The 25,707-nt window shown below is 30.5% G+C and carries 24 protein-coding genes; 7 read left to right on the top strand and 17 right to left on the bottom strand.

Going from position 1 to position 25,707, the window contains the following annotated elements; genetic code table 11:
• Window positions 1–5 precede the first annotated feature (5 nt).
• The 7 genes from BN3265_RS08885 to glpX form a co-directional block, all read right to left on the bottom strand.
• On the bottom strand, window positions 6–317 hold the full coding sequence (locus BN3265_RS08885; protein WP_049690341.1) for a V-type ATP synthase subunit F: 312 nt from the start codon (window positions 315–317) through the stop codon (window positions 6–8).
• Window positions 310–1,305, bottom strand: a complete 996-nt coding sequence (locus BN3265_RS08890; RefSeq protein WP_058991214.1) for a V-type ATP synthase subunit C — start codon at window positions 1,303–1,305, stop codon at window positions 310–312. Before BN3265_RS08890 ends, BN3265_RS08885 begins: the two co-directional genes overlap by 8 nt.
• A 10-nt stretch (window positions 1,306–1,315) precedes the next feature.
• Complete coding sequence (locus tag BN3265_RS08895; protein ID WP_058991215.1) at window positions 1,316–1,867, bottom strand: V-type ATP synthase subunit E; 552 nt, start codon at window positions 1,865–1,867, stop codon at window positions 1,316–1,318.
• Window positions 1,868–1,876: 9 nt separating this feature from the next.
• On the bottom strand, window positions 1,877–2,344 hold the full coding sequence (locus BN3265_RS08900; RefSeq protein ID WP_058991216.1) for a V-type ATP synthase subunit K: 468 nt from the start codon (window positions 2,342–2,344) through the stop codon (window positions 1,877–1,879).
• Window positions 2,337–4,277 carry a V-type ATP synthase subunit I gene (locus BN3265_RS08905; protein ID WP_058991217.1) on the bottom strand — a complete coding sequence of 647 codons (1,941 nt, stop codon included), beginning with the start codon at window positions 4,275–4,277 and terminating at the stop codon, window positions 2,337–2,339. The genes BN3265_RS08900 and BN3265_RS08905 overlap by 8 nt, the downstream gene beginning before the upstream one ends.
• Window positions 4,264–4,587 carry a hypothetical protein gene (locus tag BN3265_RS08910; protein WP_058991318.1) on the bottom strand — a complete coding sequence of 108 codons (324 nt, stop codon included), beginning with the start codon at window positions 4,585–4,587 and terminating at the stop codon, window positions 4,264–4,266. Before BN3265_RS08910 ends, BN3265_RS08905 begins: the two co-directional genes overlap by 14 nt.
• Window positions 4,588–5,120: 533 nt before the next feature.
• Window positions 5,121–6,083: a class II fructose-bisphosphatase gene (gene glpX / locus BN3265_RS08920; RefSeq protein ID WP_058991219.1), complete on the bottom strand. Its 963-nt coding sequence runs from the start codon at window positions 6,081–6,083 to the stop codon at window positions 5,121–5,123.
• 181 nt (window positions 6,084–6,264) lie between these two features.
• Here glpX and BN3265_RS08925 point away from each other — a divergent pair, with 181 nt between their 5' ends.
• From BN3265_RS08925 to BN3265_RS08950, 6 genes are all read left to right on the top strand, one after another.
• Complete coding sequence (locus tag BN3265_RS08925; protein ID WP_058991220.1) at window positions 6,265–7,485, top strand: hypothetical protein; 1,221 nt, start codon at window positions 6,265–6,267, stop codon at window positions 7,483–7,485.
• Between the two features lie 697 nt (window positions 7,486–8,182).
• Window positions 8,183–8,968: an ABC transporter permease gene (locus BN3265_RS08930; protein ID WP_058991221.1), complete on the top strand. Its 786-nt coding sequence runs from the start codon at window positions 8,183–8,185 to the stop codon at window positions 8,966–8,968.
• Window positions 8,946–9,620, top strand: a complete 675-nt coding sequence (locus BN3265_RS08935) for an ABC transporter ATP-binding protein (protein ID WP_058991222.1) — start codon at window positions 8,946–8,948, stop codon at window positions 9,618–9,620. Before BN3265_RS08930 ends, BN3265_RS08935 begins: the two co-directional genes overlap by 23 nt.
• A 1-nt stretch (window position 9,621) precedes the next feature.
• The gene (locus tag BN3265_RS08940) at window positions 9,622–10,620 is read left to right on the top strand and encodes an ABC transporter substrate-binding protein (protein WP_058991223.1); all 999 of its coding nucleotides are present in this window, start codon (window positions 9,622–9,624) and stop codon (window positions 10,618–10,620) included.
• A 127-nt stretch (window positions 10,621–10,747) separates the two neighbouring features.
• Entirely contained in the window at window positions 10,748–11,254 is a 507-nt protein-coding gene (locus tag BN3265_RS08945) for a sigma-70 family RNA polymerase sigma factor (RefSeq protein ID WP_058991224.1), read from the top strand.
• Window positions 11,251–12,240 carry a hypothetical protein gene (locus tag BN3265_RS08950; RefSeq protein ID WP_058991225.1) on the top strand — a complete coding sequence of 330 codons (990 nt, stop codon included), beginning with the start codon at window positions 11,251–11,253 and terminating at the stop codon, window positions 12,238–12,240. Before BN3265_RS08945 ends, BN3265_RS08950 begins: the two co-directional genes overlap by 4 nt.
• A 67-nt stretch (window positions 12,241–12,307) precedes the next feature.
• Here BN3265_RS08950 and BN3265_RS08955 read toward each other — a convergent pair whose 3' ends face one another.
• Window positions 12,308–13,366, bottom strand: a complete 1,059-nt coding sequence (locus tag BN3265_RS08955; RefSeq protein ID WP_058991226.1) for a ribonucleotide-diphosphate reductase subunit beta — start codon at window positions 13,364–13,366, stop codon at window positions 12,308–12,310.
• A 195-nt stretch (window positions 13,367–13,561) separates the two neighbouring features.
• Here BN3265_RS08955 and BN3265_RS08960 point away from each other — a divergent pair, with 195 nt between their 5' ends.
• On the top strand, window positions 13,562–14,485 hold the full coding sequence (locus BN3265_RS08960) for an Abi family protein (protein WP_058991227.1): 924 nt from the start codon (window positions 13,562–13,564) through the stop codon (window positions 14,483–14,485).
• Between the two features lie 558 nt (window positions 14,486–15,043).
• Here BN3265_RS08960 and BN3265_RS08965 read toward each other — a convergent pair.
• The 9 genes from BN3265_RS08965 to BN3265_RS09005 all read right to left on the bottom strand — a co-directional run bounded on the left by BN3265_RS08965 (window position 15,044) and on the right by BN3265_RS09005 (window position 25,641).
• A complete protein-coding gene (locus BN3265_RS08965) occupies window positions 15,044–17,572 on the bottom strand; it encodes a ribonucleoside-diphosphate reductase subunit alpha (RefSeq protein ID WP_058991228.1) in 2,529 nt (842 codons plus the stop codon).
• A gap of 352 nt (window positions 17,573–17,924) precedes the next feature.
• Window positions 17,925–18,419, bottom strand: coding sequence for an RDD family protein (locus tag BN3265_RS08970; RefSeq protein WP_058991229.1), 495 nt, complete (start codon window positions 18,417–18,419; stop codon window positions 17,925–17,927).
• 8 nt (window positions 18,420–18,427) lie between these two features.
• Window positions 18,428–19,429, bottom strand: a complete 1,002-nt coding sequence (sppA, locus tag BN3265_RS08975) for a signal peptide peptidase SppA (protein ID WP_058991230.1) — start codon at window positions 19,427–19,429, stop codon at window positions 18,428–18,430.
• Between the two features lie 260 nt (window positions 19,430–19,689).
• Complete coding sequence (gene ftsH / locus BN3265_RS08980; RefSeq protein ID WP_058991231.1) at window positions 19,690–21,744, bottom strand: ATP-dependent zinc metalloprotease FtsH; 2,055 nt, start codon at window positions 21,742–21,744, stop codon at window positions 19,690–19,692.
• The gene (locus tag BN3265_RS08985) at window positions 21,745–22,215 is read right to left on the bottom strand and encodes a MarR family winged helix-turn-helix transcriptional regulator (protein WP_058991232.1); all 471 of its coding nucleotides are present in this window, start codon (window positions 22,213–22,215) and stop codon (window positions 21,745–21,747) included.
• A gap of 239 nt (window positions 22,216–22,454) precedes the next feature.
• The gene (locus BN3265_RS08990; RefSeq protein WP_058991233.1) at window positions 22,455–23,306 is read right to left on the bottom strand and encodes an NAD(P)/FAD-dependent oxidoreductase; all 852 of its coding nucleotides are present in this window, start codon (window positions 23,304–23,306) and stop codon (window positions 22,455–22,457) included.
• Window positions 23,306–23,614, bottom strand: a complete 309-nt coding sequence (locus BN3265_RS08995; RefSeq protein ID WP_049690365.1) for a thioredoxin family protein — start codon at window positions 23,612–23,614, stop codon at window positions 23,306–23,308. Before BN3265_RS08995 ends, BN3265_RS08990 begins: the two co-directional genes overlap by 1 nt.
• Before the next feature lie 36 nt (window positions 23,615–23,650).
• Window positions 23,651–24,247, bottom strand: coding sequence for a P-II family nitrogen regulator (locus BN3265_RS09000; RefSeq protein WP_058991234.1), 597 nt, complete (start codon window positions 24,245–24,247; stop codon window positions 23,651–23,653).
• On the bottom strand, window positions 24,247–25,641 hold the full coding sequence (locus BN3265_RS09005) for a DUF1538 domain-containing protein (protein ID WP_058991235.1): 1,395 nt from the start codon (window positions 25,639–25,641) through the stop codon (window positions 24,247–24,249). The genes BN3265_RS09000 and BN3265_RS09005 overlap by 1 nt, the downstream gene beginning before the upstream one ends.
• Window positions 25,642–25,707: the final 66 nt, after the last annotated feature.

Below are 25,707 nucleotides of genomic sequence, written 5' to 3' on the forward strand. Positions count from 1 at the left end.
TCCTTTTAGTTCAAAATGTTAGCTCCAACAGCTTTTTCTACACTCTTATTTATATCTGCCATTCCAAGTCCAAGATCTTCCTTGTTGGATGGTATAAGTATAATTGCTGGAGTCATTTCTTCTCTGTATTTGTCTATAGTATCTTGGATTTTTGCTGCAAAATCTTCTGTAATAAATATTATGCCAAAATTTTCTTGGGCAAGTTTTTTTACAAGTTTTTTTGCATCTTCTCCATCTACTGCTGTATATACATCAACTCCCAACGCTTTAAACATTAGGACTGAATCTTTATCTCCTATTACGGCTACCCTATACATATAGATCACGCAACCTTTCTTCCATAAATTCACGAGAAAGTGAATTTAGTTTGGCTGTTAGGATAATTCTTAAATTTTTAATTTCCATTTCACGACTTATAAGATATCCCATAATAACCTCTGGACCATAGCTTACTTTTTTGCTTTCTTTTGCAAAGTCCATCAAGTGGTTATCAATTATTTTTTCGATTTTTTGCATAGCCTTATACAAATCATTTTCTTCCAAAGCATCTTTTACTTGTGGGTAAATTTTTTCTTTGAAAAATAGGTTTGTGTATGATGATTTTTCTGCATTTAATGAATCTCTAAAGAGATTTTTTTCAATGTTTCCACCATCTATTAGGGCTTTTTCCAATAAATCGATACTTTGATCTTGGCCTTTTATTCTTAAAAGTGCTTTTAAGTTTGTAAGGTCAATTCTTTCTTTGGTGAAATTTATTAAACTTTCATAGTCTAGATTTTTTGCATCTTCTAGAAGTTTTTCATAAAAATCTTTGTCCAAAGATAGGTCTATATCTTGGGGATCCTTATTTTCCTCGTAAAGGTCTATGGCTTTTTTGGCATAGGATAAGTACTTGTTATCATCAAGTAAATCTTCTTTTAGATTTCTTTTTAATTTTACAAGGTCAATTTTTCCTATGTCAATGTAGATTGATTTGTAATCTTCGTCTTGAATTAGCTCTTTTAACAAAACTTTCAAATTATGGAAATTATATTTTTCTTCCAAGTATTTTACCAAATTTTCATCTGGACTTATTTTTATCATGTCCTTGTATGACTGTAAAAGAACTTGGGATAGGACTTTTTCGTAGTCTTCCGGCCTATCTAATTTTTGTAAATATTCTCCATATTTTGTGTCATTTAAGCTTGATATAGCCTCTTCAAGATTGTCTGTATCTATTAGCCTTTTTAAATTTTCTGAAGTAAGGAGATTTTTTTCATATACTCTTGTAGTAATTGATGGGCGGATAAATTTTTCTCTATCCATCTAAATCACCTCACTTAAATATTTCATCAACTATTATTTTTTCTAAAGAATCTTTTTCAAAATTTACCAAAGATTTAAAGGTATTGTCGTAAAGAATTTTTCCATCCTTTACTACAAATCCTCCATCTACGCTTTCATTTGATATTTTTAATCCATGAAAATCTTCTTCTTTGAAATGAAATTTCATGTCTTTTTGTAAAAGAATTTCGCCTTTTTCTATTCCTGAATCTTTTAATCTATTTAGGACAAAAGTTTTATAGGAATTTGGTCCTAATTTTTCTAATTTTTCAATTAGTTTTTCTAAAACTTCTTCTACAACTTGGTTTTTTGCTCTAATTTTTATATCTCTCGCCTCTCTATTTGCAGTTACTTTTGAATTTTCTTTTATTCTTTTCGCTTCTTTTTGGGCGTTTTCTATAATTTGTGAGACTTGTCTTTGGGCTTTTTCTTCTGATTCTTTTATTATTTCTTCTTTTCTTTTTTGACCATTAGATAGGATGTGATCGGCTTCTTTTTTGCCGTCTTCTTTTATTCCATCTAATAATAAATCAAGATTGTTCATAATAAAGCCTTATATATTGTTTACTAGAAGTAGGGAAATTACAAATCCTAAGATTGCATATAACTCAACCATTACTGCGTAAACTATACCTTGAACGAAATTATCTTCGTTTTTTGCAAGTATATTCATACCTGATACGGCTACTTTTGCTTGGGCTACTGCTGAGAAATATCCAACTACTCCAATTGGAAGTGCTGCAAATATATAATAAAGTCCTTGTTGGAAGTTAAGGCCTCCGCCTAATTTTCCTAAAATCATAAATCCAATTACAAAGCCGTAAAGTCCTTGTGTACCTGGTAAAAGTTGTAGTACAAGTGCTTTACCAAATTTTTGTGGCTCTTCTACAGTTAATCCTGCAGCTGCTTCTCCTGTCATTCCTGTTCCTTTTGCAGATCCCATTCCTGATAGGAATACTGCTATAGCAACAGCTACTGCTCCCATTATGTTTCCACCGTTTTCAACTAAAAAATCAACCATTGTATCCTCCTGTGATTATATTTATAAATTTACTGTTTTCTATCATTTGTCTAAATTTCTTTCCGCCACCTTCATAGAACTTGTTAAACATTTCTACATAAACAAGTCTTAATGAGTGAACGTATGCTGATAGGGTTGATAGGAATAGGTTAAATAATTGGAATACTACAAAAACTATGATAGCTCCTATCTTGCCTAAAATTCCTGCAGGCCATAACATTCCTACAATCAAGTTTACTGAATAAGCTACAAATCCTCCTGAAAGAACAAGAGCCATAAGTCTTAGAAATGATACGAAATCTCCAATCCAAGAACTCATTCCATATAGAGAATATAAACCTCCTGCGGCCTTTCCTCCTATTGATTTGTTTTCACGTCCTCCTGTAAGGACTATGCCTATCATACCTATTATCATTATTATTTTGGCTATATTTTTACCTGAACCATCAAGTAAGTAAAGGGCTATTGCTCCTCCTACTGCCATGTACCATAACATAACATCGAACAAGGCTCCGAGTGGATCTCCATCACGAATTAGCATATATCCTTTTACGCCAAGAGCTGTAAATAATGAAATACCACCGATTATAAGTGAGATAACCATTAGGGTGTTGAAATCTTTTTGTGTATCAATTAGTCCTGGTAGGGGAATTATTCCTCCAAAAAACGAACCAAATATTAATCCAAATACACATCCTGAAAGTCCAACTCTTGTAAAAAGTCTTACCATTTTGTCAGTTGACTCTGGTAAATCTTTGTATTTTCTAAGTAAAATTGTTCCGATAAAAAGTATTAATCCATAACCCAAATCTCCAAGCATAAATCCTGTAAATATTGTATAGAAAATTGAAACCAAAAGGGTTGGATCAACTTCATTATATTTTGGTAGAGAGTAGGTTTCTACGACTGATTCGTAAGGTTCTATAAGCTTGTTATTATCAAGAATTATTGGAACATTCGGATCATCTTTATCTGCAGTTTTTATATCAAGTACAAAATTTTCTCCCAAAACTTCCTTCAAGTCTTTTCTAAACTTATCGTTTAGCTTGTGTGGAATGTAGCCTTCTATAAGGTCTACTCTTTTTGTTTTTAGGAAATATTCACTACTTGCTTCTTTTTTTCTTAAATTTTCTAGATAAGTTTGGTAAAGGTAGAAATCTGGGAGGTACTTTTTCATCTCCTTTATTTCTTCTTCACTTTTTTCTAACTTTTCTTCTAAATTTTCTATCTCTTCTAGGTTTAAAGCTATTTTTTCACTAACTTTCTTTTTGGTCTTGATATTGGCTTTTGAAAAGCCGTGATCTCTCAAAAATTCTTTAAAATCTTTTGCTTCATCAAGATTTGATAAGGCTATTACATAATTTAGGCTTTCTTTTTTGGATATATCCAAAACCATAGCAGTTTTAAAATCTTTTTTCACCAAATCTTGGTCAAAATCTTTGTAAAACTGATCTGCGATTGAGCCTATTTCTACGTAAAATCTGTGAGCATCTTCAATAGATTTTATGTCTAAATCCACATCTTTGAAAACTTTAAATTCTTCGTTTGAAGCCTTTAAATTTTTGATTTTTTCTTGACTTTTATCCCTTATATCTATTTGTTCTTTTAATCTTGGATATATTTCGTCAAACTTGAAATTTTCGCCTTCTTTGTAGAGAAAATCAAGACTCATGTCCTTTCTTTCTATTGAAGATAATTCATCCTTATCCAAATATTTCTCTATAGAATTAATTGCGTATTCAAGTTTTGACCTTTTTTCGTCAATTCTTGTAAGATTTTCTTGATTTGATACCTTTTTTAGGTAGTCTTCCTTTTCGTCGACCGCAAGATCGTTAAAATGAACATAGTTAAACTTTTGTAAAATATCTAGAAGGTTATTTCTATTATTTTCAAAAGAGAAAAGATTAAACTTATCCATTTTAACTATTGCCATTATTTACAATCCTTTCTGTTAAAAGATCTAAAAGCCCATCAATTTTTCCACCATCTTGGTTTAAAATATCCTTGCTTTCTTCTTTTGCCTTGTCAATAAGTGGAATCTTTTCCTCGCTTGCTTCTTTCTTTGCATTTTCGATTAAATCGTTAGCATCTTTTTTTGCCTTTTCGATTTTTTCTTTGTAAGAATTACTAGCCTCGATTTTTGACGATTCAATTATTTCCTTGGCTTTCATTTTGGCATCGTCTACAAGTTTGTCAGCAGCAATTTCTGCATCTTTAACTTGGTTAATTACATCGCTTGCCATCATTCACCTCCTACTATATACAGTATTATTATAGCATATTGACCATATAAATATATATTACCCAATTTGAATAATATTTATAGGAATTTTAAAATATTAGAATTTCTTTTTCAAAAATTTTCCATTTTTAATAAGTTATTTTTTAAAATTTCCCTGCTATTTTTTTTATTTTATTTTAAAATTTTATTCTAATTATGTATTATGTTGACAAAAATTTCTCATTTTATATAATGAAATTGATAATAGTTATCGTTATCTGAAAGGAAATTTTTATGTTTAATTTATCAAATAAAATTTTTAATAAAATAAAAAATAAAAGACAAGTTTTCTACTTATCCTTATTTATTCTTACATATTTTCTAACAGCTTTTAATCATATTTTTGTAAGAAGTTTTTTCTTATCTAAAATTTTTTCTATTTTTTTGGGGATTATTTCTTTATATTTTTTAAATAAAACTCATATAATCCCCAAAAAATCTCAATTTATTTTAAAATCTATTCTTTTTATATTTATAGGACTTTCTTTTTTATCTCTATTTTTGGTCTAATTTTTGATCAAGTTTGTGAACTGAGTCGATATATCTTATTGTTCCTGATGGAAGTCTTAATAAAAGTGATTGGGTTTCTGCCATGTTATTTTTTGTGTAGGATACGCCTTTTAAAAATGTGCCATCAGTTATTCCTGTAGCAGCAAACAAAACATCATCGCCTTTTACCAAATCGTCTATAGTATAAACTTTATCAAAATCCACTCCCATTTTTAGGCATCTTTTTACTTGTTTTGAGTCTGATGGGGCAAATACTCCTTGGAAATCTCCTCCCAAACACTTTAAGGCTGCAGCTGCTATTACTCCTTCTGGAGCTCCGCCTATTCCCATTATAAGGTCAATTTTCCCACCTGATAATTCTGTTGCTATGGCTGTTAATACATCGCCGTCTTCTACCATAGAAATTCTTGCTCCAGCTTCTCTTATTTCCTCAACTAACTTTTCGTGTCTTGGCCTATGCAAAACTGAAACTGTAATATCTGAAACTTTTTTGTTTAAAGCCTTTGCTACATTTTCTATATTTTCTTTGGTAGATTTATTTATGTCTATAACACCCTTTGCCTTACTTCCTGTGGCAATTTTATTCATATACACATCTGGAGCATTTAATAGGCAACCTTCTGGTGCTACTGCAATAACTGAAATCGAATTGCTTGTTCCATTTGCAAGAGATGCTGTTCCGTCGATTGGATCTACAGCTATATCTACAACATCATCTTGGCTCATATCTCCAATTTCTTCACCTATGTATAACATAGGAGCTTCGTCGATTTCGCCTTCTCCTATTACAACTCTTCCGTTTATGCCCAAATAACTAAACATAGCCCTCATTTGGTCTACTGCAATATTGTCAGAATCGTTTTTCTTTCCCTTGCCCAAATATTTTGCACTTGCAAGGGCTGCCGCTTCGGTTACTCTACATAAGTTGATACCTAAGTCTCTATTCATTTTTTCTCCTTTAAATTTCCTTCTTAAAGTTTGTCGGAAATAAACAATTTCCTATATTTAATGATACCAAGAAGTGAAAATTTTTTAAAGACTTTTTTGTGTTTTTAAAGCTTAAAATTAATTCATTTAATTTTTAAGAATTTATGATATAATCAATGGGTAAAAGAAATTTGGAGTATTTATGAAAAAAATTTTAATTTTTTTATTTATATTAATTTTTTCTTCTTGTGGAAAAAATGAAAGTATAAATAAATCAAATCAAAGCAATTTAAAAAAACAAAGTATTTCTTCTTCTTCATCATCAAATGAAAAGGAAAAAAAGAAAAGACTAGAATATAAGCACGACAATATTGAGGGATTTAAAAGAGATAATTCTTTATTTATTGATAGGATGCTTGGAGATTATCCCGCTGATATTACGAGTAGCTCTGATGAGCCTTACAAAAATGATGAACTTAGAAATTTAGATTATAATAAAAATATTTATTTGTCTGCTTTTAATATAAGAATTCCAGATAAGTGCAAGCTTTATTCAAAAGACGGGCAATATGTTGTTGATTTTCCAAAATCTGATTTTTATGACTTATCTATAAATATAAAAAAATTATTCAAAGATGGAGAAAAATCTGAAGATGAAATAAAGACCGACCTCTATAAATTTTCTGACAAGGAAACTTATAATTCTGGAATTGAAAATGCCAATGTGGTCCAAAAACCAATTGTTCTTGAAAGTGAGTCTAAAAAATCCGCTTATTCAATAATAGAAGACAATAAATTTTCCTATACCAACATTTTTATGGCAACACCAACAAATGTTTTGGAATTTCAAATTGTAGAAGAAAAAGAAAAATCCCAATTTTCTCCTTATATAATGGCAGATTTATTGTCAACGACCTATCCTGAAAGTGAAGATTTCGATATGGTGGCAAAATCTTTCAAGTCTTTTGATAAAAAAATTGACCTTTATGCAACAAAAAAAATTGATATGGATGATTTTTCCTTCAATATTCCAGAAAATATGAAAAAAATCCAAGACAGCGAGTCTTTGACTGTTTTTGAAAACCAATTTTCCGGAAAAACCATAAATCAAATTTTGATTTCAAAAATAAAAAAAGATGACGATATGGACCTCAAAAAATCTTTCAACCAAAGCCAAGGCACACAAATCCCACCAGCTTTTATAAGTCCGATGGGAAGTGTAAAGGAAGAAATGGTTGATGATAAACTGTTTTTAAAATCAAAAGTGAGAATTTACACAGAACAATTCTCTCTAGAAGGCGAAAAAATCGCCTTTGAAACCGATGATTATTTTGTAAATATGATTCTTACAGGTCCCTTAAAAAATACCAATAAGACGGAACTTTTAAATGAAAATATTTTTAATTCTTTGAAATTTGAGTGATAGTTTTTAAAAAAGTTAAGATAAATTTTAATAAAATCAAAAAGACAGTAAATTTAGTATCTGTCTTTTTTAATTGAAATCAATATATTAAGCTCGTGTAATTTATTAATTTCTTTCTTTAGCCATTATAAAAAGAAAATCATTACCCATCTAAAGCCTAGTCCAGAAATCTCCAGGTTATAACTTAATTAAAATACAAACATAATTCATGAGATCTCTCCGCAAGGTCGAGATGGGTGTTTATAAAATTGGTTTTATTGCTAAAGGCTTATAATTTTTTATAACAATTTTTTCTTTCTTTAGCCATTATAAAAATAAAATCATTACATATCTCGAGCCTAGTCCAGAAATCTCCAGGTTATAACTTAATTAAAATACAAATATAATTCATGAGATCTCTCCACAAGGTCGAGATGGGTGTTTATAAGATTGGTTTTATTGCTAAATGCTTATAATTTTTTATAACAATTTTTTTCTTTCTTTAGCCATTATAAAAAGCAATCCACCACCCATCTCGAGCATAGTCGAGAGATCTCTTGGATTTAACCCTAATTAAAATACAAACTTACTCCTTGAGATTTTCCATATTTTTTCCTAATTTAGCACAAACCTATCCTATTAATTTTTAAATCTCACCAATTTTTCAAATATTTTTGATAAACCTTCTCATTTTCTGGTAAAATATTAGGGGGTTTTTATGAAAAAAAATAACTTTATTTCTAAGACAAAGAAAAATCTATTGGTATTTTTTATAATTTTACTTATTTGGGAAATCATCTATAAAATCGAGATTTTTTCGCCCATTTATTTGCCTGGACCTCTTAAAGTTTTCCAAACTTTTTGTACTATGGTTTTTGACGGGACAATTTTTACCAATCTTTTGGCAAGTTTATATAGGGTTTTTATTGGATATTTTTTGGCCCTTTTTGTGGGATTTTTCTTGGCACTTTTCTTTTATTTGAAACCCAAAACCTACCCATATTTTTCCAATCTTTTGGATTTTTTGAAAAATATTCCACCCCTTGGCCTTATTCCTCTTTTGATTTTATGGCTTGGGATTGGGGAAGTTAGTAAAATCACCATAGTTTTTATGGCATCTTTTTTCCCCATATTTTTAAATATTCAAAAGGGATTTATGCTTGTAGATTATGATTTGATTGAAATGGCACGTTCTTTTTCTTACAAGGATGGGGAAATTTTTAGAAAAATCATCCTTCCTTCAAGTCTTTTGGATATTTTTGTCGGTGCAAGAATTGGACTTGGCTATGCTTATAGGTCAATTATTGCTGCGGAAATGCTTGCTGCATCAAAGGGGCTTGGTTATTTGATTAATTTTTCAAGGCTAATGTCAAGAACTGACAAGGTTCTTGTGGGGATTATTATGATTGGTTTTGTCGGCATGGTCTCCGATAAAATTTTCGTAAAATTTGCAAGCTTGTTTTTGAAGGGAGATCTTAAAAATGAATGGTATAAGTCTAATTGATCTTTGTAAAACTTATAAAATTGAAGATAAAAAAATTAAGGCACTGGATAAGATAAACTTGAAATTAGATCCTCAAAAAAGAAATGTCCTTATAGGCCCATCGGGCTGTGGAAAATCAACCCTTCTCAAAGCTCTTGGTGGACTTTTGGAAATAGATTCTGGGAAAATTTTAAATCATGGCATAAAAACTTCCCTAGTATTTCAAAATCCAAGACTTTTGCCCTGGTTAAATCTCGAGGAAAATATAATGTTTTCAAATCCAAATCAAGAACTTTGTCAAAAACGGATAAAAATAATGGGCCTTGAGGGTTTTGAAAAAGCCTATCCTTCCCAACTTTCTGGTGGGATGAAGGCAAGAGTTTCCCTTGCGCGTGCTCTTATTTTCCCAAATAATTTCATGCTTTTGGATGAACCCTTTGCATCTTTAGATGAGATTAGCAAGGAAAGACTAGAAATGGAGTTACTTTCATATATGAAAATTAAAAATTCCGGATTTTTATTTGTAAGCCACGACCTAGAAGAAGCCCTCAATTTAGGCCAAAGGCTTATAATAATGAAAAAAGGAAAAATAGTCTCCGATTTCAACCTTGAAGATGAAAAAATCTCCAAGGAAATTTTAAGAGATAAATTTAAAAAAATAATAGGAGAATAAAATGAAAAATAAATTTTTAAAAATTTTATCAATTTTTTCCCTTGTTTTTGCAATCACAGCCTGCTCAAACAAGGAAAATAAAGAAAATTCAAACGAAATGTCAAATGGCATGTCAAACAAACCTTCCCAAAGTGAAGAAAAATTATCTGTCGATGAACTAAACATAACTTATGTAACATCACCCTTAAATGTCCCATCAATTATTGAAAAAAATAAGGAAATTTTCAAAAAACACCTACCAGGTGTAAAAATTAATTATAAGGAAATCACAAGCGGTGCTGACCAAACAGCTGCTCTTGCAAGCGGGGATGTTGATGTTCTTTATGCTTTGGGAGGATCTTCTGCAATTCTTGCCAAGGCAAACGGACAAGATATCAAAGTTTTAAATATGTATTCAAGAGCCCCAAAGGCCTTCTCACTTTTTTCTAAAGATGATTCAATCAAAAATCCTAAAGATTTAAAAGGCAAAAAAATCGGAGGACCTGCTGGAACCAACCTTCACCAAGAACTTTTGGCATATTTAGATAAGGAAGAAATGACAGAAAAAGACGTAGAATTTTCAAATATGCAAATCCCAGACGCAGCAGCTGCCCTAGATTCAGGAAATTTGGACGTGGCGCTTTTGGGAGGACCTGCAGCTTACAAGGCAAAAGAAGCAGGACTATATGAAATTACAAACGGAGAAGGCTTGATAGATGCAATAATTTGCGTAGCAAGTTCAGAAAAATTTGCCAAAGACCACCCAGATGTAATAAAAGCTCTTGACGATGCTCAAGCTGAAATTTCTAAATTTATGGAAGAAAATAAGGACCAAACAAAAGAAATAGTAAAAAAAGAACTAGACCTAGACGATAAGGCTTATGATTATATGTTCCCAATGTATGATTTTTCAACAAAAATCACAGATAAAGACAAAGAAGGATTCGAAAGAACTAAGAAATTTATGTTAGATAATAAAATGATAGAAAAAGATTTTGATATCAATCTTTTGTTTGAGTAAAATTTTAAAACCTATAAACCATCTCGAAAAAATCGAGGTGGTTTTTTTATAAAAAATTAAAGATATAATTTAAAATAAGGATAGATTTGCTCAACTTTATACGAATATATAGGCAAAGGAGGAAATAATGGATGATAAAAATTTAATAAAAGGAATTAAAAACAAAGATGAAAAATATTTAATTGAATTCATTAACCTTTATGGACCTATATTAAAAGGAGTTATTGTAAAAACTATAGGAAATAGGAGAAGTATTTTAGACGAAATTTTAAATGATGCTCTCCTTGGAATTTGGGATAATATAAATTCTTATGATCCTACTAGGTCATCTTTTAAAAATTGGTGTGCAGGAGTTGCCAAATACAAGGCAATTGACGCAATTAGAAAAGAAGCAAAACACGACTGCCTTGACCTTGATGATGTTTCCGGTTTTATTTATGATAAAAATTTAGAAAATTATGATGAAAGCGATAAAATTCTTGAAATGTTGTCAAAAAAAGACAGGGAGATTTTCAAAAAATTATTTATAGAAGGCTATTCCTACGATGATTTAGAAAAAATTACAAAAATTCCAAAGGACAGACTCTACAACAAAGTAAGCCGTGCCAAAAAAACTTTAAGGAGCAAATTATGAAAAATATCTATGACAAAATAAATGATATGGATTTTGAAATTGAAAAAATCGAATTAGACGACTTTGAAAAAGAAAAATTAATAAAAACTGCAAAATCCTACAAAAAAAATAAAAAATCAAAAAAATTTTTGCCGATAGCAGCTGCATTAATCCTAGTAGCTGGACTTAATATTCCAATTGTAAAAGCAGAAGTTTCAAAATTTACAACAGACATAAAAGTAACAATGATGGAAGCCTTTGGTGCAAGTCCTGATTCCTACAAATATATGGCAGAAATTAATAAGGCAGTAACAGTTGGAGAAGATTCATTTGTAATCGGAAATATAGCCTTTGAAGATAATAAAATCTTTATAAATACCCTAAGAAATGAAGAAAATTTTAAAGAAAATACAAAAAACAATTCACATTTGTATAAGGTGGTAGTTGATGGAAAAACTTATAAAGCTATTGGCTCATCAGGAAGCGAAGGTTTGTTAGAAGATAAAAAAACATCATCAGAAAATCTTATGATAAATTTTGACAAATCTTTTCCAAAAAAAGATAAAGCGAGCGTAGATTTATATTTTGCAGACGCAAATAAAAGCCAAATAATTTCAATAGAATCACCAATGAATACAATAAACGAAGACAACAAAATTTTCGCTGAAAATTTAAAAATAAAAGGAACAAACGCCACAATCTCATTAATGAAAATAAATCCAATGACCCTTACAGCAACAATAAAAAATCTTGATCAAGCCTATGTTTATGAATTAAAAGGAGTTGACGAAAGAGGAAATGAAATTTCTCTAGATGAAATATTTGCAGATGAAAATTCAACAACTTTTATTTTCAACAATTATTTCTCAGACCTAAGCCTAGATGAAATAAAAGACGGAAGAAATTTTAATTTTACCCTAAGCCGTTCAAAAATAAATGAAACATCCGGCAAAGAAAGTGATGGATACTTTGAAAAATTTGCAGAATTTTCATTAAGCGCCAAATAAAAAAGACTGTTGCAAAATTATGATTACTCATAATCTTGCAACAGTTTTTTTCTTTAATATTTATATTTTATAAATCATCCTCAATAACTGAAGATTTAGAATAAGCCGAAACTTTTCCTTCAAAGAAGTCTGTTTTTACTTGGTTTGGATCTGAATATTCGCTTACCCATTTCATTGATTGAGGTTCGTCTTCATATCCTTCATAGATTTTTCCAAGACCAAGTCCCTTTGCCCTTAAATTTCCCAAATATTTTATATAATCTTCAATCATTTGTGAATTTAATCCTTGGATTTCATCTCCAATAGCATATTTTCCCCAGGCAATTTCTTGTTCTACTCCTTCTTTTAATAGTGATAAGTAGAATTCTTTTAATTCGTCAGTAAATAAATCTGGTCTTTCTTCTTTCAAATCATTTATCATTGACCTAAATAGCCACAAGTGGGTATTTTCATCCCTGTTGATATATCTGATTTCTTGTACAGTTCCTGGCATTTTTCCATTTCTTCCAAGATTGTAGAAAAATGAAAAGCCTGAATAGAAATAAATTCCTTCAAGTATATAATTTGCAATCAAAACTCTCATCAAATTAAATTCACTATCATCTTTGATAAATTCATTGTATTGGTCGCCGATAAATTTATTTCTTTTTAAAAGATGGTCATCTTCCTTCCACAAATACAAAATTCTAGTTCTCTCATCAGGAGAGCAAATTGTATCAAGTATGTAGGAATAAGATTGGGAGTGGATTGCCTCTTGGTAGGTTTGAATAGCAAGGCAAAGATTTATCTCATTTGCTGTTATATAGGTTTGAAGATTTGGCAAATTTGCAGTTTGAATTGAATCAAGATAAGTCAAAAATGACAAAATCCTGTCATAAGCCTTTTTTTCAGCCTTGGATAAATTTCTATAATCTTTTATATCTTGGTTTAAATTAATTTCTTCAGGAATCCAAAAGTTATTCATAGCTTGGCGATACCAATCGCTTGTCCATGTATATTTTACATTGTTAAAATCATTAAGATTGGTTGTATTTCCATTGATAATTCTTCTCTTAGAAAGATCAATATCCCCATCTTCATTAAAAATTCCTCTTTTAGAAACTTCTTCCTTATATTTTTTTTCCATATTTTCTCCTTTTATTAAAATAAATCCTAGTTCTTATTTACCCATTTATATTAATCTACAAAATAATATATTTTGTTACTTATATTATATCCTATATGCCTAATTATTGACATACGCGAATTTTCTGATACAATATAGATAAGGAACAAGCCCTTGCCATACGTGGCGGGGCGTTTTTTTATGAGGTAATTTACTATGAAACCATTTAAAACCTACGATGAACAAATCAATATTTTAAAATCCAGAAATTTAGAAATTAAAGATAAAAGTAAAGCTAAGGACATACTTTCGCAAATAAATTATTATAATTTGATTAATGGATACAAGGGTCCTTTTTTAATAAAAAATGATAAATTCAAAGATAATGCTAGCCTTGAAGAAATCTACTCCCTCCACGAATTGGATAGAGAATTAAAACAAGTTGTATTTTCTTCACTTTTACGATTTGAAAAACTTTTAAAAACATCTTGTGCCTATAATTTTTCTAATCTACATAAATATAGATTATATCCTTACTTGCAAGTTGAAAATTATTCAAATTCTAAATATCAATTATCTTACGTTCTAAATAACCTTGCTACTTTGTCTAACGCTATTAGAAAACAAACAAGAAATTCAAATGCTAAAAAACCTATAAGACACTACCTCGACAAACACGAAGATATTCCCCTATGGGTTTTGGTAAATTTTCTTACTTTTGGAAATATTTCTCATTTTTATAATTCTCTAGATGAATCTCTTCAAAATACCATTGCTAAAGATTTTGGGCAAAGATATAAAAAAAATTATAATTCCAAAGAGAAAATAAGTAAAAGTGAGCTTATAGAAGTTATTAAAATATGTAATTTTTTTAGAAACGTCTGTGCTCATGATGAGGTTATGTATTCTTTTACTTTAAATAAATCATGTCAAACTGCTATTTTTGAAAAGTTTTTTGACGAAGAATTTAGTGGTAAAAATTTACACGATTTAATTTTATCTTTAAAGTTAGTATTGCCAAAAAATGAATATCAAAACCTAATAAATTCAATATCAAAAATCAAAAATAAATACGAAGATGAATTTAAAAGTATAAGTATAAATAAAATATTCGAAATTTCAGGCTTTAAAAATCAGTAATTTAGGATTTTCTAAATTACTGATTTTTTAATTTTTTATATTTTATAAATTATTATCTTATGGAAAATAATTTTTATAAACCAATATTTTTATACTCTATTTTCAATATCGAACTAATATTTTTAACTTTAAATAATTAAAACATAATTTTTCTTATCCAAGTATTTTATTTAAATTAATACAATACTTCGTTAAGTTAGGGCGGAGGAAATGGGGGAGTTTCGAATTCTCCCCCTTTTTCCTCCCCCTAACAACCCCCACTTTTTCACCCCCCCAGCAAACGACCGCTGCGCGGGCTAAATTTGTAAGAAGCTTCGCTTCTTTCAAAATTTTTATAAAAGTGATAAATCCTCATGCTAAGAATATAATACGGAAAAAATTGACTTGATTTCAAATTTAAAAATCCGTATAAAATCGCACTGTTTGAGCGTAAGCGAGTTTGCGATTTTAGGATTTTGAAATTTAGAAATCAACAATTTTTGAAGTCCTATATTCGTGCTTGAGGGTTTATCTAAGTTCTAATAATTAAGTTTGAATTATATTTACTTAAAAATAAATTTATGACGCACATGAATCACAATCTTCTACTTCAAGAGATTTTCCTCTTACATAATATAGGGATTTTACTCCTGCTTCCCATGCTGTTAGGTATATATTTAAAATTTGTCTCATTGTGTATTCTGTTGTTATATAAACATTTACTGATTGGGCTTGGTCGATGTGTCTTTGCCTTACTCCGCATGCTCTCATTGAAATATTTTGATCAATATTGTAGGCATTTTCGTAAAGCCAGAAAGTTTTTGTATTTAGTCCTGGGGCAACTCTTGGTACTATTGCTCCCTTTTTCTCTTCTAGGAAATACTTGTTCATTATTGGGTCAACTCCTGCAGATGTTCCTGAAATTATTGAGGTTGATCCTGTTGGAGCTACTGCCAATAAATATCCATTTCTAAGTCCATTTTGGTGAACATCTTCTTTTAATTTTTCCCATCTTTCGCTTTCATATCCTCTTTGTTTGAAATAATCTCCATTATCCCAATCACTTCCCTCAAAACAAGAATATGATCCCTTTTCCTTGGCAATCTCATTTGATGCCTTGATTGCAAAATAATTTATATCTTCATAAACCTTGTCAACAAAATCAAGATGAGCCTCTTCTTCTGACCATTTTATATCATTTTTTACCAACATATGATGGTAACCACTTGTTCCAAGACCGATTGCCCTGTATTTTTTGTTGGTTACTTTTGCATAAGGAGTTGGGTAATAATTTAAATCTATTACATTATCAAGAGCCCTTACTATTGTAGAAACTACTTCTTCTAATTCTTCTTTGTCGTTGACATCAATGTTTCCAAGTGTAAGACTTGCGAGATTACATTCTACAAAATCTCCAGGTTTGGTTGTGTTTACAATTACAGTTTCTCCATCAACAGTTTTAATCTCTTCGCTAACTGTTTCAGATGGGCTCATATTTTGGGCGATTTCTGTACAAAGATTTGATGAATAGATTATTCCCTTGTGCTTGTTTGGATTTGCCCTGTTTACTGCATCTCTATTAAATACAAAAGGTGTTCCTGTTTCTGTCCATGATTTTATCAAAAGTCTAATCAAATCTTTAATTGCAATAACTCTTTTTGAAATTTCCTTGTCATTTACAAGCTTATGGTAAAATTCTTCAAATTCTTCCCCATAGGTGTCTTCGATTGATTTGCCATATTTTACCAAAACTTCGTGAGGATCAAACATATACCAATCTCCACCAATATTATCCCTACATTCTTTCCAGAAAAGATCTGGCACACATACTGCTGGGAAAATATCGTGAGCCTTCATCCTGTCATCACCATTATTTGTTCTTAGAGATAAAAATTCTGGTATATCCTTATGCCAAATATCCAAATAACAAGCAACTGCCCCTTGTCTAACTCCTAATTGGTCAACGGCAACTGCAGTATCATTTGCAAGTTTTATCCATCTTATAACTCCACCAGCAACGTTTTTTATTCCCCTAATATCAGAACCTTGGGCCCTAACTTTTCCAAAATAAAGACCCATTCCTCCACCGTGTTTTGAAACTTGGGCGAAATTTGTAATTGAACGGTAGATTCCTTTCAAGGTATCAGGAACTGTATCTATAAAACATGAAGAAAGTTGGTTAAATGGCTTTCTGGCATTGGTCATTGTTGGAGTTGCCATGGTTGCCTTTAATTGGGATAAAATATCATATAATTTTTTGGCAAAAGAAACTTGGTCTTTTTCTCCAATTGCAAGGTGCATGGAAATTCCCATAAACATTTCTTGAACGCTTTCAATATATTCACCTTCAAAAGTTTTAATCAAATATCTTTTTGCAACTAAGTCAAGACCTGAATAGGTAAAGAGTTTATTCCTCTCTTCTTTTAAATATGCTCCCAACTCTTCCAAGTCCTTATTGGTATAGGATTCTAAAATATATTTTCCGTAAAGACCTGCTGAAGTAAGATATTGAACTTTTGACCTAAAATCAACAATTCCATATTTTTCTTCGCTAAGGCTAATTTTTAAATTAATCAAATGGATCATAAACCTTGCAGCAATAAATTCCCAATCAGGAGCTTCCTTGCTGGTAAGCTCACTTGCAGCCTTGATAAGGGCATTTAGCAAGGCTTCCTTGGTCATGTTTTTCTTGGTAAAAGATTCAAATTTTAAATACAAAGACTCGATTGGATATCTTTGGTTGTCATACTCATCATTAATATCTTTGATTATAGAAAGAGTATATTCATCATCAATAAAAGATTCAAAATCGGTTAGGACCTTCCTGTCCATATTGTGCTTGGCCCTATAAAGAATGTAGGATTTAACTTCCTTATAATAATTATTTTCAATAAGCTCAAGCTCAACCAAGTCTTGAATTTCTTCAACAGTAACTACATGATCTTTGGGATATCTTTCTTTGATTGTGTTTTCTATATTAAGAGAAATTTTATCCAAATCTTCATCACTAATAAGTGAATCCACAGACCTAAAAGATTTAAAGATTGCACGATTAATCTTCTCCCTTTCAAAGTCAACAATTTTCCCGTCTCTTTTTTTAACTTCCATATTCACCCCTAAATATTGTTATTTTTATATCTAATCCACTATATATAGTGGTTACTCCAAAATTTCTACCTAACAATCATACCATAATATAGAAATTTTAAAAAGTATAAAACACTTATAATTTTTGAAAATATAATAATATTTTAAAGAAAATAAATCCAAAATTTTCCACAAAAAAAGATATATCTTGAAAAATCAAAATATATCTTTATATTTCATATTGTCGGCAAAATTACAAATCCTCATGCTAAGAATATCATACGGAAAAAATTGTATTGATTTCAAATTTAAAAATCACCAATTTTTGGAGTCCGATATTCGTGCTTGAGAATTTGTATAAATATAATATTTCTTAATTTTCAAAAAGATAATCTACAACATCATCTTTTATAACTACAGTATCAACCAACATATCTGCCAAAGATTGCTTGTTTGGACTAAAACCTACAATCAAATACAAAATTTTTATAAAATTTTGAATATATCTTGCAAAAATTTCCCTTACCAAACAATCAAAAAATGACAATTTTTCATCTTTTAAAGAAATAACCCTAATCCCCATAGCCATCTTTCCAAGAGTTTGGCCGTTGTTCAAATAAGTTAGGATGAAAAAATATAATAAACAAATCCCAGTTTCAATCAAAGGATTTATTTCTATATTCATAAAGGTTAAATCAGTTTTTATTTGAAAAATATTTATAATAATATTTGAAAAGGAATAAGCAACTATAGAATCTATAGCAAAGGCTACAAGTCTTAGGAAAAATCCAGCATAGGCAAATTTTGGTATGGATATTGTTTTTTGATTGTTCAAAGAGTTATTTTCAATTACTTCCATATTTTCCATAATCTCACCTATTTCCCATAATAATACATTGGTAGTGGAGAATCTTTTTCCATTAATTCTTTTAAAATTGCAAGATCAGATGATGAATTCTTATCCAAAATATTTTGAGCCTTTGAAAAGAATTTTGTAAATTGATAATCACTTCCCTCATACTCAAAAACTTCAGGATTATCTAATTTATAATCTTTTTTCATATCTTCAATTGCATTATCAAGATTTCCAATTTTATCTACAAGTCCGTTGTTTTTTGCTTGAGCTCCATCATAAACCCTACCATCAGCAAGTTTTTTAACTTCATCTTCTTTCATAGATCTACCTTGAGAAACAACTTTGATAAACCTATCAAAAGAAGAATTTATAAGCTCTTGGAAATATTTTTTTTGTTCATCTGTCATATCTTTTCCAATAGAACCTGCGTCTTTCATCTTTCCTGTTGTGATATTTTGTTCCTTAATCCCATATTTTTCAAACAAACCTTGGAAAGATTTTGATGACATAATTACACCAATAGAACCTGTTAAGGTTTCGTTTGACGCATAAATTTTATCAGTTGGCGCAGAAATATAATATCCACCGCTTGCTGCCATAGTCTTCATAACTGTAAATACAGGGATTTTTTTCTCGCTTTGAATTTCTTTTATCTTATTTGCAATTTGCTCAGAATTATAAACAGCTCCACCTGGAGAATTTACTTGCATAATAACTCCTTTTATAGAATCATCCTCATATATATCATCGAGTTGTTCCATAAAAGAATCATAAACATCACCATCTCCAATCGCTCCCTCATAAGAAAGAACGGCAATTTTATTTTTCTTGTCCCCTTCTTCCAAAACATTTTTATTTGCAGTCGCAGAAAATGGATTAAATTGATTCAAATATTCATTTTTCAATTTATCAGCTTGTTTATTTTCTATTTTTTCACTCTTATTTGATACAAGAGTTGATGCTACAAACAAAAGTAAGGCTATAGCAACCGCTATCCATCTTTTGCCATTATTTTTTTTCATATTAACTCCTTTGATAAATATATTTATATTCATACTATATTATTTTAAATTTAAAGATTCAAGGGAAAAATAAGTTTTGCTTTTTTTTAACAATTGAGTACAATGAAAAAGCAAGACAATTATCGTTAACACTAGAGAAATTGTTTTTGTATAGTCTCTTAATTGAGGCTATTTACATAAGGATTTTTACCAAAAATAAAGAGGTAAAAGTCCATTTTTTTTTAAAAATTTTCAAAAAAAATAGCCCCGAAGGGCTTTTTTTAATCTTCTTTTTTATCTTCGTCAGAGCCTAGGGCTATGACATTATTATTTTCATTTTCCTCTAAAGCATCTTCCTCTTTCAAATCTTCATTTGAATTTTCACTAAAATTTTCTTTTATCTCGTCTGATGTTTTTGTTTCATCTTCGATTGCTTTATCTTCTAATTTATTTTCATTTGAAAGCTCTTCTTTAGAAATTTCTTTATTTTCTACAGGTTTTCTATTTAATATTTCCATAAATTGTTCGCCTGTTATTGTTTCTTCTTTTAAAAGAAAATCTGAAATTTCATGAAGTTTTTCAAGATTATCTTTAAGAATTTCTATAGCTCTCATGTGAGCTTGAGCGATAATTTTTCCAACCTTTTGGTCAATCTTATCTCCAGTTCCGCTTGAAACTATCATTGATCTTTGACCTCCAAGATACCTTCCTTGAATTTGTTCAAGTTGCATAAAGTCAAAGTCATCATCCATACCATAAATTGTTACCATATTTCTTGCTATGGCTGTGGCTTTTTCTATATCGTTGCTTGCTCCAGTAGTTTTGGCATTAAAAATTAATTCTTCCGAACTTCTTCCTCCTGCCAAGGTCACTATTTCATCAAATAGCTCTTGTTTAGTCATAATAAATTTCTCATCCTTATCGACAGTCATTGTATAACCCAAGGCTCCACCAGTTCTTGGTACAATTGTAATTTTTGTTACTGGGGTTTTTTGTGTTTGAATTGCTGCAACTAGGGCATGTCCTACTTCGTGATAAGCAATGATTTTCTTTTGATCATCCGATATAACTGCATTTTTCTTTTGGGCACCAGCTATAACTGTTTCAATTGATTCTTCAAGGTCTGTTTGGGTTAATTTTTTACGTCCTTCCCTAACAGCTCTTAAGGCTCCCTCGTTTACAATATTTGCAAGGTCAGCACCAGAAGTTCCTGCCGTTCTTTTTGCAATTTCTTCATAATCAATTTCATCTTCACGTTTAATTTTTTTAGCGTGAACTTTTAATATATCCTCACGACCCTTTAGGTCTGGTAGTTCTACTTGAACTCTTCTATCAAAACGTCCAGGTCTTGTAAGGGCTGGATCTAGGATTTCTGGTCTGTTGGTTGCAGATAATAAAACTACTCCCTCAGTCGCATCAAATCCGTCCATTTCATTTAACAATTGGTTTAAGGTTTGTTCACGTTCATCGTTTCCAGAATATCCAGAAACATCACGTTTTTTACCAATTGCATCTATCTCATCGATAAATACTATACAAGGAGCTTTTTCCTTTGCTTGTTTGAAAAGATCACGAACCTTGCTTGCTCCCATTCCTACAAACATTTCTACAAATTCAGAACCTGAAATTGAGAAAAATGGAACATTAGCTTCACCAGCTACTGCTTTTGCAAGTAAAGTTTTACCAGTTCCTGGAGGTCCTACAAGTAAAACTCCCTTTGGTAAAACTGCACCAATTTCCTTATATTTTTGAGGTCCATGTAAAAAATCTACAACCTCATTTAAACTATCTTTTGCCTCTTCTTGACCTGCAACATCCGCAAAAGTTTTTCCAGTTTTATTTTCCATATAAATTTTGGCATTTGACTTGCCAAAATTCATAAAGTCTCCGCCTCCACGGCCTCCCATAGTCTTTGATAGGGACCTATTTGCCATGTAAAAAATCAAAAGCAAAAATAACAAAGGCAAAATACTTGTTACAAATAAAGTAAGCCATGGGCTCATCTTTGTTTCTACTTCTTTGGTAAAGGTTAGATTTTTATGCTTTTTACTAGCCTCAAGAAGTCTTTCAGTAAGATCTGTATCTGGCCACAAACCTGTAATGAAATTTTGTTTGTCACCATCAACTACAGCTGTGAAAGTGTAATTGTAATCGTCTTTTGTTACCTCTCTAACTTGTCCATTGTCTATCATTGAAACAAACTGTGAATAAGTTATTTCCTTTGGTTTTCCTTCTGCCCTAATTGGTTGTAATACTTGTTGTATAACCAAAAAGGCTACTATGGCAATAATCCAGTAATAGACCAGAGGTCTTTTGCCTTTTTTTATTGATGGCATCTATAAACCACTCCTAACAATATAATCATCTAATAAATTATCAAGTGAATCTAGTTCATTAATTATAGTTTTTAAATTAGAATTAATGGATTTTTCTTCAACTTCTGGCTTAATCTTGTCGAAATATTTGCTTACTTTTTCAGCCGCATCAAAGCCTTTTTCTGTTAATTTTACATTAACAACCCTCTCATCTTCATCTGATCTATTTCTATCAACAAATCCTTGTTTTTCCAATTTTTTACAAATATTAGAAATATTTCCGCCATTTACTCCAATTGACTTCCCAAGATTTCCTATAGAAACTGACTCATCGGCTGCTGATAAGGTCATAATCATCTTAAGTTGAAGGGTTGTAACACCCAACTCTTGAGCTGTCTCTTGTAAAAGCAAATCTATCTTATGTGATATTTCTCTAATCATAGAAAAAATAGAGTTATTAAATTCAAAAAAATCTATGTGTCTTTTTGTCATATAAACCTCCTTACAATTTATAGACTGAAATCTAAATAGAAAAATCTACTTAGATATTATTCTACATATAATATGATAATTTTCAAGTAAAAAGAAAGAATGTTTTTGATAATTAATTTTAATTATGTATTAATTATGTTCTTTGCAAATTATCTTTTCAAATTATTTCTTAATGTTTAAATTTCAAAAAATTAATGCCACACCAAAAGGTATGACATTTTTTGTTTCACGTGAAACACTTATTTGTTTTTACTTATAAAACTTGCTGCATTTAATCCTGCAATTTGTCCTTGACCAACTGCCTTGTTAATTTGATACGGTCTTCCCGTTATATCTCCACAAGCAAAAAGTCCTTTTATATTTGTAGTCATATCATAATTTACTTTTATATGACCATCTTCAATTTCTATTGATGGAACAAGGCTTTCTGGTTTTGATGAGTTTTTTATTATAAAAAAACCATCAGCCTTTAGCTCTTGCCCGTCTTCCAAAATTAAACTTTCTGCCTTTAAATTTCCTGTAAACTTTTCTGCTTTTTTGTTTATAATTTCTATACCATCATCAAGTTTTACATCTTTTTTACTTGGATTTACAAAAATAGTTTGACTTGCCATTTTATTAATGAAATTAGCTTCTTCGATTGCCTCATCATTCATTCCAAGTAAAACAACTTTCTTTCCTTTATAAAGGCTCGCATCACAAGTTGCACAATAAGAAATTCCCTTGGCAAAAAATTTATCTTCTCCCTCGACGGATTTTCCCATATCCACTCCTGCTGCTATTATGCAAGCTTTTGAAGTAAGCATTTTCTCTCCCAAATCAACAGAAAAATACTCTCCCATAGCATAAACTGCCTTTATTTTCTTATCTAATATTTCTACAGGATAATTTTTGATATGATCTATAAAATTATTGTATAAATCAGATCCTTTTATATCATTAAAACCCAAATAATTTTTTATTGATGGACTTTTTTCCAAAGATTTGGATTTTTTTCCTATTATTAAAACTTTTTTTCCTCTTATACTGGCATTAAGACCTGCAGAAATTCCTGCAGGTCCAAATCCAACTATAATTATATCGTAGTACATTATTTAAGTTTTTCTACTTCAGATAGTATAACTTCTTTTGCTTGAAAGCCTACTAGGGTATTTTTTAAAACTCCACCTTTAAAAAGCATCATTGATGGAACTGCATTTACATTATATCTTCCTGCAAGCTCTGGACTTTCGTCTACATCAACTGAATATATATCAAAATCAACTTCGCTTTCCATCTCTTCAAGAACTGGTTTTTGCATTTTGCAAGGTCCACACCAAGTTGCTGAAAAATCTACTAAAACTATGCCGTCATTTTCTAAAACGTGTGTATCAAACTCACTTGTATTTATTTCTTTCATAATATCCTCCATTTATATGTTAATAATTATACCGTCTTAAATTTGGTCAACAAGTCCACGAACGTCTGAAACTGGGAGAGAAAACATGATTCCCTTTGAATTTTCATCCAAATTCATTGCCTCATAAATTGCTGATTTTATCTTTTCAGATATTTCTTTTTTTATAAGCATGAGGACAATATCTTTTTCAGGCTCAATAGTCATATTCAAAAACACTGATTTTTTTTGAATTCCAGATCCTCTTCCATGAACAACAGTTGCTCCTTTTGCCCCTTGTTTTTGGGAAATTTCTATTACCTTGTCCGCATTAGCCTTATCAACTATGACATACAAAGCCTCATATTCCATATTAACTTCTCCTTTATAATCTACTGGTGTTGTAAACATTATTGACGTGTTTTCCTTGTCAAATTTATCTTTCAAATTATCCAACAAATCATCTACCAAACTATCATTAACAAGGGCTGAAACTATTTCCTTTTTTTCCTTATCAATACCCAAAACTTCTAGTATGTGATCATTGGCTGAACCTTCTGCCAAAAGACAATTTATAGACTTAGCACCATTTTCACTCAATTGCTTCATGATTTTTGATCCCTTAGATCTTGGTGTTATTATTCTTAAATATTTCATTATCCTTCAATAGCCTCCTTATAAAAAGAACCCATTATCATTATAGTAATTACTGGCATTAGAGCAACAAAGGCTATAACTCCAAATCCATCTGAAACATTTCCAGCAACTCCCTGGCAAAATCCTAAAATAAAGGTAGCTGTCATTGGTCCTGATGCAACTCCTCCAGAGTCAAAGGCAATTCCTACAAAAAGTTGAGGTACATTTCTTGATAAAATTAGGGCAAGTAAAAATCCAGGTCCTATTATCATCCACAATTTAAACCCATCTATCTTTATCCTAAACATAGCAAGCATTACAGCAAAGGCAACACCAATTGATAGGGCCTTCATTATTGATGACTTATGGATTGATCCCCCTGTAACCTCTTCGACTTGTTCAGACAAAACAAAAACTGCAGGTTCTGCCAAAACAACCAAAAGTCCCAAAATAAATCCAATTAATGGAACAAATTTAAAGTCAGAATAGTTTTCTCCCATAACTCTTGCAAGTTCCATAAATCCACCTTCAACACTTGTTAAAAACAAAATTAAACCTAAATAAGTGTAAAGTAGACCTAAATTTAAAGTCTTTTTGTTTTTGATTTTAAAAACTAACTTATCCATAACAAAAAATACCAAACTTATGGGTAAAATTGCAAAAGTTGAAGATTTTAATCCAGAAATCAAAGCAGATTGGTGGGCTGCTTCTTCTAGAAAAACATTTGTAGAGTCAATTGACATAGACATTATAAGGCCTGCAAGGATTGGTCCTGCAGATGCTATTCCAACAAGACCAAAGGAGTTTTCTTCTCCCTTGCTCTCTCCCTTTAATTTACTTACTCCAAGACCTAGGGCAATAATAAATGGAGTTGTCATAGCTCCTGTTGTTGCTCCCGACGCATCAAAAGCTATAGCATGGCCCAAATCGTTTGAAATGAACATAAGAATAAAGATAATTCCATAAACTATTATCATTAGAGTCGACAATTTTATTTCCTTAAAAATCCTATAAAGTCCAATGGCAATCATAATACCTACCCCAATTGAAATAATAGCTACAATCAGAAAAGATTTTATTCCAAGAACACTGGTTACTTGATTTGCCAATATCAAAAGATCTGGTTCTGCTATAGAAATTATAAATCCTATAAAAATTCCAAAAAGTACAACCTTAATTATATTTTCAGATTTTGCTATAAAATCACCCATATAAGATCCAATTTTTGATATTGAAAGGTCTACTCCCATTAAAAATATGGATAGACCAAGTATAACCCCGGCACAACCAAATAAAAATTTTATAATTAATTTATTGTCAACTGGTCTAAATAAATTTAAAATTAAAACCAAAACAGCTATAGGTAGAACTGCCTTTGAATTTTGCTTTATTTCTTCTTTAAATATATTTACCACCTCTTTTCTTGTTTTTTAATATTTGTATATTTGATAACTAAATTTTTGGTATAACAAAAGAGCCAA

It is taken from the genome of Anaerococcus rubeinfantis (assembly GCF_001487145.1).
GTDB lineage: Bacteria > Bacillota > Clostridia > Tissierellales > Peptoniphilaceae > Anaerococcus > Anaerococcus rubeinfantis.